Origin of the sequence: Larkinella soli, assembly GCF_003703975.1 — a bacterium.
Lineage (GTDB): Bacteria > Bacteroidota > Bacteroidia > Cytophagales > Spirosomataceae > Larkinella > Larkinella soli.
Window position 1 is genome coordinate 807,297 of record NZ_QTJY01000001.1, and the last position, 13,546, is coordinate 820,842.

Annotated in this window: 17 protein-coding genes and 1 tRNA gene; 14 read left to right on the forward strand and 4 right to left on the reverse strand. The window is 52.0% G+C overall.

The window, feature by feature from the left end; all coding sequences use genetic code 11:
* Positions 1-139: 139 nt before the first annotated feature.
* Positions 140-1,120 carry a DUF4062 domain-containing protein gene (locus DX909_RS05460; RefSeq protein WP_128544096.1) on the reverse strand — a complete coding sequence of 327 codons (981 nt, stop codon included), beginning with the start codon at positions 1,118-1,120 and terminating at the stop codon, positions 140-142.
* Positions 1,121-1,145: 25 nt separating this feature from the next.
* Positions 1,146-1,742 (reverse strand): master DNA invertase Mpi family serine-type recombinase, encoded by a 597-nt coding sequence (locus tag DX909_RS05465; RefSeq protein ID WP_128544097.1) that lies wholly within the window; start codon positions 1,740-1,742, stop codon positions 1,146-1,148.
* A 341-nt stretch (positions 1,743-2,083) separates the two neighbouring features.
* Between DX909_RS05465 and DX909_RS05470 the strand changes: the two genes are divergently transcribed.
* The 6 genes from DX909_RS05470 to DX909_RS05490 all read left to right on the forward strand — a co-directional run bounded on the left by DX909_RS05470 (position 2,084) and on the right by DX909_RS05490 (position 5,339).
* Complete coding sequence (locus tag DX909_RS05470) at positions 2,084-2,809, forward strand: hypothetical protein (RefSeq protein ID WP_128544098.1); 726 nt, start codon at positions 2,084-2,086, stop codon at positions 2,807-2,809.
* Between the two features lie 283 nt (positions 2,810-3,092).
* Positions 3,093-3,536 (forward strand): PleD family two-component system response regulator, encoded by a 444-nt coding sequence (locus tag DX909_RS05475; protein WP_128544099.1) that lies wholly within the window; start codon positions 3,093-3,095, stop codon positions 3,534-3,536.
* 301 nt (positions 3,537-3,837) lie between these two features.
* Positions 3,838-3,996, forward strand: a complete 159-nt coding sequence (locus tag DX909_RS29450; RefSeq protein ID WP_164851199.1) for a hypothetical protein — start codon at positions 3,838-3,840, stop codon at positions 3,994-3,996.
* 106 nt (positions 3,997-4,102) lie between these two features.
* Entirely contained in the window at positions 4,103-4,303 is a 201-nt protein-coding gene (locus DX909_RS05480; protein WP_128544100.1) for a hypothetical protein, read from the forward strand.
* Complete coding sequence (locus DX909_RS05485; RefSeq protein WP_128544101.1) at positions 4,281-4,694, forward strand: hypothetical protein; 414 nt, start codon at positions 4,281-4,283, stop codon at positions 4,692-4,694. The genes DX909_RS05480 and DX909_RS05485 overlap by 23 nt, the downstream gene beginning before the upstream one ends.
* A 222-nt stretch (positions 4,695-4,916) precedes the next feature.
* Complete coding sequence (locus DX909_RS05490; protein WP_128544102.1) at positions 4,917-5,339, forward strand: hypothetical protein; 423 nt, start codon at positions 4,917-4,919, stop codon at positions 5,337-5,339.
* A 32-nt stretch (positions 5,340-5,371) separates the two neighbouring features.
* On the opposite strand, the gene DX909_RS05495 is transcribed toward DX909_RS05490, so the two are convergent.
* Together DX909_RS05495 and DX909_RS05500 are read right to left on the reverse strand one after the other, a co-directional pair.
* The gene (locus DX909_RS05495; RefSeq protein ID WP_164851200.1) at positions 5,372-6,589 is read right to left on the reverse strand and encodes a phage integrase SAM-like domain-containing protein; all 1,218 of its coding nucleotides are present in this window, start codon (positions 6,587-6,589) and stop codon (positions 5,372-5,374) included.
* 247 nt (positions 6,590-6,836) lie between these two features.
* Positions 6,837-6,921: transfer RNA gene (locus tag DX909_RS05500), tRNA-Ser, on the reverse strand.
* Between the two features lie 132 nt (positions 6,922-7,053).
* On the opposite strand from DX909_RS05500, the gene DX909_RS05505 reads away from it, so the two are divergent.
* The 8 genes from DX909_RS05505 to DX909_RS05540 all read left to right on the forward strand — a co-directional run bounded on the left by DX909_RS05505 (position 7,054) and on the right by DX909_RS05540 (position 13,537).
* Complete coding sequence (locus DX909_RS05505) at positions 7,054-7,290, forward strand: 4a-hydroxytetrahydrobiopterin dehydratase (protein WP_128544104.1); 237 nt, start codon at positions 7,054-7,056, stop codon at positions 7,288-7,290.
* An 89-nt stretch (positions 7,291-7,379) separates the two neighbouring features.
* Complete coding sequence (rsmI, locus tag DX909_RS05510) at positions 7,380-8,048, forward strand: 16S rRNA (cytidine(1402)-2'-O)-methyltransferase (protein ID WP_128544105.1); 669 nt, start codon at positions 7,380-7,382, stop codon at positions 8,046-8,048.
* 215 nt (positions 8,049-8,263) lie between these two features.
* Complete coding sequence (locus DX909_RS05515) at positions 8,264-9,463, forward strand: Lnb N-terminal periplasmic domain-containing protein (RefSeq protein ID WP_128544106.1); 1,200 nt, start codon at positions 8,264-8,266, stop codon at positions 9,461-9,463.
* 1 nt (position 9,464) lies between these two features.
* A complete protein-coding gene (locus tag DX909_RS05520; RefSeq protein ID WP_128544107.1) occupies positions 9,465-10,271 on the forward strand; it encodes an inositol monophosphatase family protein in 807 nt (268 codons plus the stop codon).
* A gap of 28 nt (positions 10,272-10,299) precedes the next feature.
* Positions 10,300-11,292 carry a hypothetical protein gene (locus DX909_RS05525; RefSeq protein WP_128544108.1) on the forward strand — a complete coding sequence of 331 codons (993 nt, stop codon included), beginning with the start codon at positions 10,300-10,302 and terminating at the stop codon, positions 11,290-11,292.
* Positions 11,293-11,319: 27 nt separating this feature from the next.
* Positions 11,320-11,856 carry a YfiT family bacillithiol transferase gene (locus DX909_RS05530; RefSeq protein ID WP_128544109.1) on the forward strand — a complete coding sequence of 179 codons (537 nt, stop codon included), beginning with the start codon at positions 11,320-11,322 and terminating at the stop codon, positions 11,854-11,856.
* Positions 11,857-11,928: 72 nt separating this feature from the next.
* Complete coding sequence (locus DX909_RS05535; RefSeq protein WP_128544110.1) at positions 11,929-12,105, forward strand: FeoB-associated Cys-rich membrane protein; 177 nt, start codon at positions 11,929-11,931, stop codon at positions 12,103-12,105.
* 25 nt (positions 12,106-12,130) lie between these two features.
* On the forward strand, positions 12,131-13,537 hold the full coding sequence (locus DX909_RS05540) for a DUF4403 family protein (RefSeq protein WP_128544111.1): 1,407 nt from the start codon (positions 12,131-12,133) through the stop codon (positions 13,535-13,537).
* Positions 13,538-13,546: the final 9 nt, after the last annotated feature.

Genomic DNA, 13,546 nt, shown 5'->3' on the forward strand with positions numbered 1-13,546 from the left:
CATATTGTAATGATATGAATAATTCCCCCGCGTATACGGAGAATTGAGCAACGGGACCGGCAGCACCGCCGTTTTTTGTACTTGGTCTACTTTCTTATATATTAAATTTTATCCGGTGCATTCCCGTATTGCTTCCATTTCAATTTACACTCAAATTATGAGTTTTCTGCAGCCTCAATTTAAAGCTCAAACCTGAGGCCGTTAATTCATAAGTTCCGTGGTAGCCTGGAAAAAAATCTGTTTCCTTCACCAAGCCATAACCTCCTAATCTTTTTGAACAATTAATGCCAAAGCTTTCCGACGTAGCAATTTGGGCATGTTTTTGGTATCTCGGAATTAAAAAATAAAAAGCATGTAATAAACCTAGATTTTGATCGCCGAATATATTTCTAATATTATCTAAAATAATATGGTCATCTGGTTTAAGGGCTGGTAACAAATCTGCTATCGGATCATTTAATAGCATTTCATATAACTCTTCAAAAGTAAGTCCATTATATAGATTTAGAGTTGTATTATTCTTTCTAATTAATTCCCTTAATTCTGCATTTTCCTTACTTAGCCTTGTTAATTCCTCAGCCATAGGACCAGAATTCACTACATCACTTCCCTTTACCCACCCTTCAAGTTCTTTATCGTGTAAAAAGTTAGGCAATGTTTCATGAATAAAAATTTTTATATCTTTTTCGTCATCCCAAAATCTCACCATCCTTGAGCAGACTAAATCTCTAAATGCTTTTAATTCTTTTGGATTCTCTTTTTCTAAGAATTGTGTACCGCCCTTTTGCACTTTAGACTCCAAAGCTTCTTCATTTATTACAACTGAGAACAAAGGCTTATTATTTTCAACAGCGTATTCAAATTCTAACTGAGTATAGCTTTTCCCACTTTTAGGCTCAATACTTCCATACCTTCCTCCCAAAATCAAGAGGTAAACATCTGATTCATCTATCCATCTTTTTATAACCTCCATTTGGGTATCGTCTCCTGCTGTAAACAATTCCATACCTGCAGGAATATGACCTGCTGTTAGAATCGCCAACACAGCTGCCTGGCGCTCTTCTTTTAAATCTGCATAAGTTGAAGAAATAAATACTTGGAGCTTTTTTCTAGATGCCATTTTAAAATTAGGTTATTAAATAAAATCACAAATTGTGGCTAGTAATAAATTGGCTGACTGTTTGTCTGCTAACCCCAAGAATTCGGGCGATAGCAGAAAAGGAGATTTTTTTGCTTCTCAATTCTAATATGGCTGGCTCTTTTCCGGAAAGCTTAGTCTTGCTCGCTTTTCTGCCTTTTGGCCGGCCAATGTGAACACCTTCAGCCTTCTTTCGATCCAAAGCCTCTTTCGTTCGTTGGGAAATTAGTTGCCTTTCGATTTCGGCTGAAAGTCCAAAGGCAAAGGCCAGCACCTTTGAATTGATGTTGTTGCCTAATTCATACCCTTCCTTTAGAGCAATTACCCTCACGTCTAGTTCCATGCATCGGTGAAGGAGGCTCATGATCTCCATCAAGCTTCGCCCCAAACGGGACAGCTCGGTAATATAGAGTTCATCTTTAGGTTTTAATCCCAACACTAAGTTGCCCAAGGCCCGGTCGTCGACGGACCGGGTACCGGATACCGTTTCTTCTACCCACTGATCGATGTGGACCTTTCTGTTGGCCGCCGCTTTCAGGATTTCAAAGCGCTGATTGTCGGCCGTCTGTCGGTCGGTCGACACGCGGATATAGGCATAGATCATTGGATAAAGAGGAGTGTTGGTTAAAAGGTATTTGAAGATATTAATTTATACAATTTCTGCAAAAAAGTAGGGATAGTTTATGCTAACACTTTTTGATGGTAGAAAGGGGACGTTTTTTCTAGACAGTTGGCTGCATTGCTATACGGTGACAATCAGAGATATTTGGCTATGGTCACAAGGCATCTAAGGAAACGGTAATGTTTCCATGGCGATATCTTTGGAAAGGGATAATGTGGAGATCTCGAGGATTCCTTATCTTGGAACCAACAAAAATGCCTGCCCAAGTTTGGCGACATGGCAGGCATTTCTAAGAACATAAAAGGATTTGCTCTGTAAATATAATGAAGAAAAACCTACCTGTAGTGCTGCTTCAAAAAATTGAACCCCTTCTGAAAAAGTATGGTCAGTATTGTAAGCGTGTCAATGCTGATGAAATTGGGTTTTACCTTATTGATGCTGAGGCCGGCTCTCCTTTCTTTTTTCGCTGCCAGTATCAGGCAAAGGACGATACTTATTACTTAGAACGACAACCTAGAAGCGTTGATAATAATTTAAAGTCATTTGACTATGTCAAGTTGGATGCGGTAGTCCTTCAACTAGAAGAGTGGTTACAGATCCTTGATTTCTACGCAACAACACCCTCGTTCTTTGATGATCCTATTCTGAAGCGCTACGAAGAAGAATTTTATGATGAGCTGCGGTTAGATGACCCAGATGCAGACCAGGCTCCACTGGACCTAGCCAAGCAACTTTATCTAGAGAAGTATTTAGAAACAGTTATTGAAAAAGTTGAACCATACAAAACGATTGGTCCGGAAGACAAGAAACAGTTGGCCATAGAAATTGAAAAAGAGGCTCTAATATTAAAAGACAAGGTTACAGAATTAACAAAAAATCAGGTAGCTGAGCAGCTTTCTAAGATTTGGGCAAAGGCTAGGAAGCATGGCCTACCTTTTCTAAAAGAGATATTAAGGGATTTTTTTAAGGATGAAATTAAGTCTCTTTTGAATAAAGGAATAGAGGGTGGAGTGAGCATGCTTGGCCATATAGCTGATCTTCTAAATTAATAATGTCCTCCGAGTGTTCAGAAAATGGTTTGAATGTGACTTAGTTGGACACCAGATTATTGAACTAGTTCTCTGAACGCCTTTTGCCTTTCCTTGCCAGGTTTTTCTACCTCTCAGGGCAATTCAGAAAACCGGACGTTTTTTTGAACAGCTAAATTGGATATACAAATAAATTCATTACCTTACAGTTACAATTCCAAACTACCCCACAAACTCTACGCTCCCTACTCACCATCTGGAGGCTCCAACGTACCGCTCTGTCAGGTAACCTCCCCAGCACCAGATGCAAAAGCCATTTATTGTAGTCATTGATGACAATGAGACTACCCATTTTCCGGTAAGATCGGTCATCTCCCAGGTTTTTCCGGAAGCTCGTGTCGAAGCCTATCTCAGTTTCCAGTCATTTCTGAATGGTCTGGACCTCTTAACCTCCTCTCCCAGTCTTTTTATGCTGGATGTGGCCACACCGTCTTACGAATGCCAGCAGGTGATCCAGTGGTTAAAGGCAGATTCTCTTTGGAGAAAGATTCCGATTGTCATTTTTTGTGATGAAGCGGATTCCGATAATTTAATAGAGTGCTATGATTACGGAGCAGCTTCGCTGATCGAAAAAGATAAGGATTGGGGAAAATTAGGTCTTGCCCTGAGCACCACTTTAGAGTATTGGTTCCGTGCTGTCCACCTTCCCCTCCTTAGGGCAGAGGAGTTGCCCAGGTTTAAAAATTGAGAATAACCGTTCGGTTTTCTCAACTCTTTTTTGCGCCACAGTCCCGCCATCCCAATGGTGGGAGTTTGGCACATGAATTGTTACCTTCAAAATCGGCTTCTGGTTTACTCAACGCACATTTTAGGCCCCTAGCCTCCCCAATGATTCAGGGAGGCTAGGGGCTTCTTCTTTTCCCAAAATTCTTTCGGAATTCCTCGAAAATAGTAGCCAAAGTACTTGTGTGATAGTCACACAAAATATATCTTTATTACAGTAATTAAACGCAACACGACATGGTAGAAGAGAGATTAAACATTGGCAGATGACGATTGCCAGAGTGAATGCCGACTTCGAAGCCATCGACGATCTGACCCCCGAGCAGCCTAAACAAATCCGGGAGCAGTCGCTTCGGCGATCCGACGCTTCGGCGATCCGACGCTTCGGCGATCCGATGGAAATGGCCCATTGGAGCCTCGATTAGCTTACCGGAGATAAGGGAGACAAAAGAGACCTTAGCTCACCCAGGGGTTGTACCGCAGAAGCGTCAGATCGCTGAAGCGAAGCCTTTCCCCTTTTTCCATTTTCGTATGCATGCAGATGAATTGATCAAAAGAATCCTGGCCATTCAGAATGGGGAGGATGTGCAGGCGGTCTCTAAGGCCGTTGAAGAATTTATAGATATAGCAGATCTGGCCGACATTGCCCGGGTTCTGGCTCTTTTTATGGATAAGACAATTGAGACTATCAAACTAATGAATGATCGGAATGAAATTACGAAACTTAATTGAACTGCTTCGGACCGCTGATACGCCGGAGGAGATCACTGCCGTCAGCCAGGCAGTTAAAAAATTTGTCCAGGATGCCAGCCCTGAGGAGGTGGCCCTAGTGAAGCGGGCTCAGTCTGAAATGTTGGACCGGATCATTGCCGAGTCCGACATGGTCATTGAGGAAGGGAAGCGGTATCTGGCCCTGAATGGAAAACAATATAAGCTTGAAGATTGGCTGACCTCCGCTGAGTATGCTCGGAAATATGGCTTGTCCTCGGCCAATGTGGTGACCAACTGGATCATGCGGGGAGTCATTCCCCCAGAAGACATTATTGATGTGCCCGAACTGAATAACCTGAAGCTGGTTCGAAACCGGGAGTATAAGAAAACCTCTACCGAGGTCGGCGATTAATTCTGCATAATGCGTTTAATTGTTAATCAAAGCTTGGTGGTCCTACTAGCTCGCAAGTCTTGAGAGCCCAAGCAGGGAAAATGAATCCTAAACAAACCCAAAACCTCACCTTGGATTCAATAATGCTTAACAAATGGAAAAATATGATCAGTTTACAGCAGCAGAATGGCCACTGCTGATTACTTATTCTATTTTAGCGCCTAAACCAAACTATGAATTCCCTTGAGTAAGTGGACCCTTTATCTGAAAGCAATCAGCCTATTTTTTGCAGTCCAGGGATTAATGTGGGCCTTTATCGGAAGTTTTGATCCTGTTGGCATTTATGACTCTTTGATGGCCCAGGCGTTATTTCATCAGCCGGAGCTGCCGGCGCAAGCCACCAAGGTATTTCGATTTATCTTAGCCCCCTTTGGCGCCACCACTGCCGGCTATTTTGTCCTTCAATATTTTATTGCAGCCAATGCTTTTGCCAAACAGGAAAAATGGGCCTACAATGCAATTCTGTACGCTTTTTTTCTTTGGTTCATCACCGATACGACTCTGAGCTTTTACCACCAAGCCTATTTCAATATTTGGATGGCCAACATTCCAGCCCTGCTTTTAACAGCACCAGTCTTTCTGGGGACAAGAAAGTATTTTCAATAAGAGTACCCGGCAGGGTGCACCGGGCGATTTGACTAACTGGCCTTCCGGCTCAATTTCACTCCTTTGCGTTTACTGGCCCGGCTGAGCTCCTGGATTACCCGGCGCTCGTCCGGACGGCCGTAGACATCCAGACCTTTGTCGGATTTGCGGCCCAGCATGACCATTACCGCTTCCTTTGAAAGCCCCAACGAATTGAAGCACCAGTCGGTGAAGGTCTTCCGGCCGGCTTTCGTCGACAGGCCCGGCGGCAGATCCAGCTCGGCGGCAATCAGCTTCAGCCAGTCGTTCATCGTCTTATTGGCCTTCACCGGCAGCTTCTCCCAGCCGCCGTATTTTTCGACGATCTCGGCCACCTCGGCAAACTGAGGGACTCGGGCTTCCACTTCGGTTTTGATCCGTTCCTTGATCAGCCAGGGCCGCCCATCGATGCCCCGCTGGAGAGTCTGTTTGTACTGCTTGACAAAATCGATAAGATCGCCGTAGTGAAAACCGGTTCGGCAGTAAAGGATGAAGATATCCGCAACCTCCTGCATAGTCGGATTTTTGAAGCGGTGGCTTCGAAGCCTCTCAAACTGCTCAAGCGTCAGAAAGATGGGTTTCTTGTCTTTGACCCCCGGCACCTTAAAGCCATCCAGCGAATTGAAGTCTGCCAGGCCCTGGAGCTTAGCCCAGCGGGTCACCTGTTTGATGGTGATGCTGTGCTTCCGGACATAGCTATCCTCGTGGCCCAGTTTCCCACTGGGTAGGATTAGCCTCTTCATCCAGGTGCGAAAGCCATCCAGCCACTTGACATCAAAGTCCTGGACCGGCAGGTCCAGCGCCTTTTTGTGGATGAGGTAGTCGAGCAGCTTCTTCCGGCAATCGTTGTAGGCTTCAATGGTTCCGGGAGAAATGCCTGGATCTTCCCGGAGCGCCTTTAAATACATCTCGAAGGCGGTCGGCAGGGAGACCCGGGCTGGCCCGCCCAGGTACTGTCGTTTGATCTTGCCGGCGGTGATCGGCTCCCGAGATCGGTAGAGTTCATTGTAGATGGCCGCCAGCTGGTTGCGCAGGATCAGCAGCTGCTCGTTCTTAAAATAGGCCATCGGGTCTGAGGGGAGGATTTTTTCAGCCACCGGATCCCAGTCATCGAACCGGATGGTGATGCCGGTGGAGCCGATGTCCTGGCGGTCGCCAAGGACCGAAATGCGGCAATAAAGCTGGGCGTAGCCCTTACGTTTGCTTTTGTGTCGCCAAAAGCTGACTTCCATACGTTTTTGATTCATAGCACACAGGTTTGGTTTGTGTGCCAGTGGAATTAAATAGTTGATATTCAGTTGGAAAATTGGTAGTAAGCGGTAATCGGGATAAAAAGGGGGGGGTGCCATCAGGAGTGGGGCGGTGCCACCGGGAATGCCCTTGGGATGCTGAAGTGGGCGCAATTGGGAAAAAAGGCCAAAAAAAAACCCTGACGGGGTACTCGTCAGGGCATCTCGGTAAGAATATAGTCACTTAGTGCAGAGGGAGAGGGATTCGAACCCCCGGACCTGTTACAGTCAACAGTTTTCAAGACTGCCGCGATCGACCACTCCGCCATCCCTCTTTGGTGGCACAAAGGTAGAACGGATTTTCGTCCCTGTCAATATCTGAGGGTAAAATTGCCGTTTTTTTAGCGCGATTCGCGACCTTTGCCCCGCCGGTCGGGCTCCAACATCCCCCGCCCCGGCCCGTCGCCATGTGGCAGGAAACCGACAACACTCTGACCCGCACCTTTACCTTTCTCGACTTCAGCGAAGCCTTCGCCTTCATGACCCGCGTGGCCCTCATCGCCGAAAAAATGAACCACCACCCCGAGTGGACCAACGTATACAACAAAGTCACCATCCGGCTCAGCACCCACGACGCGGGCGATGTGGTGACCGGGAAGGACAGGGAACTGGCCAGTTTAATTGATGAATTGTTGAATAAATGAATGATTGAATGGTGCGCTGCCATGCTTAAAATGGCGGAGCTTATTCAATTATTCATTTATTCAACAATTCTATCACTCAACAATTCCGCATGAAGCTTTACCTCGTTCCTACGCCCATCGGCAATCTGGAGGACATTACGCTCCGGGCGGTGAATGTGCTGCGGTCGGTGGATGCGATTCTGGCGGAGGATACCCGGACGTCGGGGATTCTGCTGAAACACCTTCAGATCAGCAAACCGCTGCACAGCTACCATATTTTCAATGAACACCAGACCGTCCAGCGCGTCGTCGCCCAGCTCAAAGCAGGCAAGACGCTGGCGCTGGTGTCCGATGCCGGTACCCCCGCCATCTCCGACCCCGGTTTTCTGCTGGTGCGCGAGTGCCTCCGCAACGAAATCCCGGTCGAGTGCCTGCCCGGCCCGACTGCCTTCGTGCCGGCGCTGGTCAACTCCGGCCTGCCCGCCGACCGCTTCACGTTCGAGGGTTTTTTACCCCACAAAAAAGGCCGCCAGACGCGCCTGAGCGAGCTGGCCGAGGAGGAACGCACCATGATTTTTTATGAATCGCCCCACCGGCTGATCAAAACCCTGGAGCAGTTTGCCGCCGTCTTCGGTCCCGATCGCCCCGCCAGCGTCAGCCGCGAGCTGACCAAACTCTTTGAAGAAACCGTCCGCGGTTCGTTACAGGAAATAATTACGTACTTTGCCGATAAAACCATCAAGGGAGAAATCGTTATCTGTGTACAGGGGAAAAGCTGAACCGCCCCCACCCCCGACTCCTTTTGTCATCCCGACGCAGGAGGGACCTCGTGGCTGATTGACCGGCCACGATGAACGCTGAGCCAAAAGGTCCCTCGTTCCTCGGGATGACAAATCACCGGAGAAGACAAACAGCGTCGGATGGTTAGGGATGTCGGGATGACAAAAGCGGTGGGCAGGCAACAGGAATGATTTGACTACTGAATAAAATACGAATGAAATACCGCCTTTTAATCTTTGTAACCTTTCTCCAGCTCACCGCCCGGGCGCAGCAGCTGTCGCCCAATGTGCAGGCCAGCGTGGTGACGGTGGAGCCGGGGGAAGAACTGTACTCGTCCTTCGGGCATACCGGCCTTCGGATCTACGACCCCGCGCAGGGCATCGACCGGGTGTACAGCTATGGTACCTTCGACTTCCGGACCGATAACTTTTACGTCAAATTTCTGCAGGGCACGCTCCCCTATCTGATTTCGGTGGCCGACATGTACCGGACCGTGTATGCCTACCAGTACGAAAACCGGACGATTAAAGAACAGGTCCTGAACCTGTCGCAGGGCCAGAAACAGCGGCTTTTCGATGCGCTCGAACTGAACCTCCGGCCCGAAAACCGCGAATACCGCTACAAGTTCTTTTACGACAACTGCGCCACCCGCCCCCGCGACCGCCTGGCCCAGGCCTGCGGGGACAGCCTCCGCTGGGTGACGGCCGTCGACACGACCAAATCGTACCGCGACTGGATGAACGACTACCTCGGCCGGCACCCCTGGTCACGGATGGGCATGAACCTCGGCATCGGCTATCCCTCCGACGTCCGGACCTCGGCCTGGGAGGCCATGTACCTCCCGAACAACGTCTACGCCGAGATCGCCAAAGCCCGGATCCGGACGCCCGACGGCCGCACGATGCCGCTCACGGCGAGCAGCTCCACCGTCTTCCAGGCCCTGCCGACCGCAGGCCCCAATGCCGTTTTGGCGTTCCTGACCTCTCCGAATGTGGTCCTTGGCCTCCTGTTTGCGGTGGTCTTACTGGTCACGCAGCGACACCGCCGGAACGGGGTTCGGGGCTTCGGGCTGGACCGGGCGCTGTTTGCCTTTACCGGCGTCTGGGGCTGGCTGCTGCTGCTGCTCTGGGTCGCCACCGACCACGGCGTCACGGCCTGGAACGCGGCCATTCTGTTCATGAACCCGATGCACCTGCCGCTGATCTTCTGGGTGACGCGGCAGAAGAACCCGGCCGTCATCCGCAATTATTTTCTGATCACGGCCGTCCTGATCCTCATATTTTTCGGGTATTCGATCGTTTTCCATTACGTTTACGGTTTCACTTTCTACCTGCTGACGCTGTTGCTCCGGTCGGCTCATCACGTCCGGTTCAACCCCATCGCCGTCGGGCGGTCGGCACACGCAACTACCTGATATGGAATTACAGAGTCTGACTAAACAGCTTACCGAAATCACGAAAAAAGCCGGGGCGTTCATCCGGCAGGAAAGTCTTTCCTTCTCCCGGGAACAGATCGAGTACAAAGACTTCAACAACCTCGTGTCGTACGTCGACAAGGAAGCCGAAAAGCAACTGGTCGAGGACCTGCACAAGCTCCTGCCGGAAGCCGGTTTCATCACCGAGGAAGGTACTACGGGCCTCCAGGCGGACCGCTCCGGCCTGAACTGGATCATCGACCCCCTCGACGGTACGGCCAATTTCATCCATAAATTGCCGGTCTTTTCGGTGAGCGTCGGGCTGGCGGACGGCAAAAACCCTCTGGCCGGCGTCATCTACGATATCAATCGCGACGAATGTTACCACGCCTGGGCGGGCGGGGGCGCCTTCTGCAACCAGGACCGCATCCGGGTGTCGCCGGCCACCCGGCTCCAGGAGAGCATGGTGGCGACCGGTTTTCCGTACGCCCGCTTCGACAAGATCGACCGGTACCTTCAGATCCTGGCGTCGCTCATGCAGAAGACCCACGGCCTGCGCCGGATGGGGTCGGCGGCCATCGACCTGGCCTTCGTGGCCTGCGGGCGCTTCGAGGCTTTTTATGAATTTAACCTTAACTCCTGGGACATGGCGGCCGGGGTGCTGCTCGTGCGCGAAGCCGGCGGCATCGTGACCGATTTCCACGGAGGGGACGAATATCTGTTTCGGGGCGACGTCATCGCCGGCTGCGGCATGCAGCCCGAACTGCTGGCCCTGATCGAAGAGTACTGGAACCGGGCCGACGGCTGAACACCGCTCCGGCCCTTAACGCTGCGGTATGCTTCCCATCGTCTTCATTCACAAGAATTATCAGTCGTATCTGGAGTTCACACTGCGGCAGTGCATCCTGTCGAACCCCGGTTCGCCGGTGTTCCTGCTGGGCGACGACGCGAGCCTGAACCGGCTTTCGTTCGTCGACCACGTGCCGATCCGGTCGCTGGCCGGCGCTTCGACGGAGTTCGAAGCGGTATACCAACACCGGTCGACCAACCCGGTCTGGTACGAGCTGCTCTGCTTCCAGCGATGGTTCTACGTGCTGGAGCTGATGCGGACCCGGCAGCTGGAAGAGGTGTTCGTGTCGGATTCGGACGTGATGATCTTTCGGGAGCTGGGGCGTTACCCCGGCTGGACCGACCGCCTTCCCGACCGGACGGCGGCCTTCTGCATTACCCACCACGCCACCGCCGTGCCGTATGCCTGGGAAGCCTCGGCGCATTCCTCCTACTGGACACGGGCAGGGCTGGAGGACTTCTGCCGGTTTCTGACGGAAACCTATCGAAACCACTCGGAACCACTCGAAACCAAGTGGCGGTATCAGCAGGATAACGGCCTTCCGGGCGGCATTTCCGACATGGCCCTTCTGTTCCTGTACGCGGAACGCCATCCCGAAAAGGTCGTCAACCTGCTCGAACCCGTCACCCCGCCGGGCGGAAATCTCCCCGAGGTTTTCGACCTGAACATCAGTTTGGGGTATAATCTGGAGGACGACGAATTTGCACCGGACGGCCGGGGCCTCAAGGCAATCCGCCGGGAAGATGGGGCCATTCTCGCTGAAAATAAGGTACTGAAACGAACCTGTCGGCTCAATACCCTGCATTTTCAGGGCACGGCGAAATATTTCATTCACCAGTATTATCAGGGCAGCGACCTGAGGTTGCGGCAGTTTGGGCAGTCGGTTTACCAGTGGCTGGGTCCGGTGATCGGCGGACCGGTCCGGAACCTAAAAAGCCGGCTGAAGCGGTATCTGAACGGAACCCCGGCCTTGTTATGAGTTTAACTAAATCGTTGGAATGCTTTTATGACGGATCTCGACAACCTTCGTTACCCCATCGGCCGGTTTCAGGCCGGGCAGAGCTATACCCTGGACCAGAACCAGGAACACCTGGCTTCCATCGCCATCTTTCCGCACAACCTGACCGAACTGGTCGGGAAATGGGGCGACGACCGGCTCGACAAACCGTACCGGCCGGAAGGCTGGACGGTGCGGCAACTGGTTCATCACATCGCCGACAGCCACATCAACGCCTACGTGCGGTTCCGGCTCGCCCTGACGCAGGACAACCCCGCCATCGTGCCCTACGAGGAGGGAGAATGGGCCAAACTGCCCGACTATAAACTCTCCATTTCGCCCTCGCTGGTCATCCTGAGCAACCTGCACCAGCGTTGGGTGACCGCCCTCGACCCCCTGACGGACGCCCTCCGGCAGCGGACCTACTTCCACCCGCAGCACAACCGGAACATCTCCCTCTCCGAGGCCCTTGCCAACTATGCCTGGCACGGTGAACACCACTATCAGCACATCCACCGACTGGCGCAACGGAACAATTGGCTTTAGTTTCGAGTTTCGTATATACGTTCGGCAGAAAGAGAATCCTGCCGCCGAACGAAAGCCGTCGTTCCAATCGCCATGCTTGAACAAATCGTGATCGGCCTGTTGTTTCTGGCAGCTCTGGGGTTTCTCGGACGGCGGCTCTATCGGAGTATATTCAAAAAAGAAGCTGGTTGTTCCAAAGGGTGCGGGTGCAGTGAGGATGGGGTGGTGCGGAAAACCAGCCAATCAAATAAGGCTTCGGCGATGAGTTGAGGCTTTTATTGTTTGCACTCAACGTATGGAATCTGTCCGTAAACACAACGGCTCCCGCCACGCCCTGGCGCTGGTGGGGCTGGCCCTGACCGCTTTTCTGTCCTGTCGGAATGTAGACCCCAAACCGCCGGTTCCCGGTGGGTACGACGATTCGCTGGCCGTCGGCAACTCCTTCGTGACCGCCCCCATCATTTTTGAAATCGCAGAACTGGAAGAGAAGATCAATAAAGCCCTGCCGATGGTTCTGGTTGACAACGATAACCTGAAAACCGGTAAAAAAGGAACCATCGCCATCCGGATCGAGCGCTCGGGGCCGGTTCGCCTGGCCTTTGACGGAAAGCAGCTGAGCTTCGGGGCGCCGATTCAGGTCTACCTCGGCAATCCCATCCGCATCGGAAAGAAAAAAGAACCCCGGCGCCCCTTCTGCGCCATGCAGGTCGATTTTAAGAGCCCCCTAACGGTTCAGGATGACTGGCGGGTCCGGACGGAGGTGGAATTCCTGCGGTACCGCTGGCTGAAACGCCCGGCCGTCCGCGTGCTGGGTATCAATATCTCGGTTCGGCGTTTCGTCGAGAAAATCCTGAAAAAACGCGAAGACGGCATCGAGGTAGCCATCGACCGGGCCATTCATGATGAGCTTCGACTCGACCGGGAGGTCCTGAAAATCTGGCGCGATATGCAGAAACCCCTGCTGGTGAACCGCCGGGTCGAGAACGTCTGGCTGCATCCCGTCCCCTACCGGATTACGGTAGCCCCGATCTACGGAAACCGGGAAACCATCGTGGTGCCGACCCGGGTACACCTGAAAATCGACACTGAATTCGGTCCCCGGCCGGTGTATGCCGTCAACTCGACGCTGCCTCCCCTGAACCGGGTCGATACGCTACCGCTGGTCTGCGATCTCCACCTGCTCAGTAAGGTTTCCTACGATTATCTCGACCGTGTGCTGGCCCGGACGGTCAACAACCACGAATTCGAATACGCAACCCGGAAACTGAAAATCCGCCAGGCGACGGTGTACGGAAGCCAGCGCTCGGTCATCGTGCAGGCCGACGTGGAGGGCGCCGTCAGCGGGACGCTTTATCTGCGGGGCAAACCGCTCTATGATACCCTCAGCCATACGCTGAAGGTCCGGGGTATCGATTACGACATCAAAACGGAGGAAATCCTGTTCCGGACGGCCAACTGGCTGCTGCACGATACCCTCCAGGCCACCATGCAGAACGCCCTGACCATCCCGCTCAAACACCGGGTGGCCCGGATTCCCGGCAAAATCGAGACCGCCTTCAACCGCGGAAAGCCCGGCCGGAAGGCGCGGATTCATATCGGACGCTTCCGGTTCGTTCCTTCGGCAATCGCGGTCCGGCCGGAGGGCCTGCACGTCCTTGTTCACGCCCAGGCAACCATGGCGTTGCGGGTAACCGATTTGTAACTTGCGTCC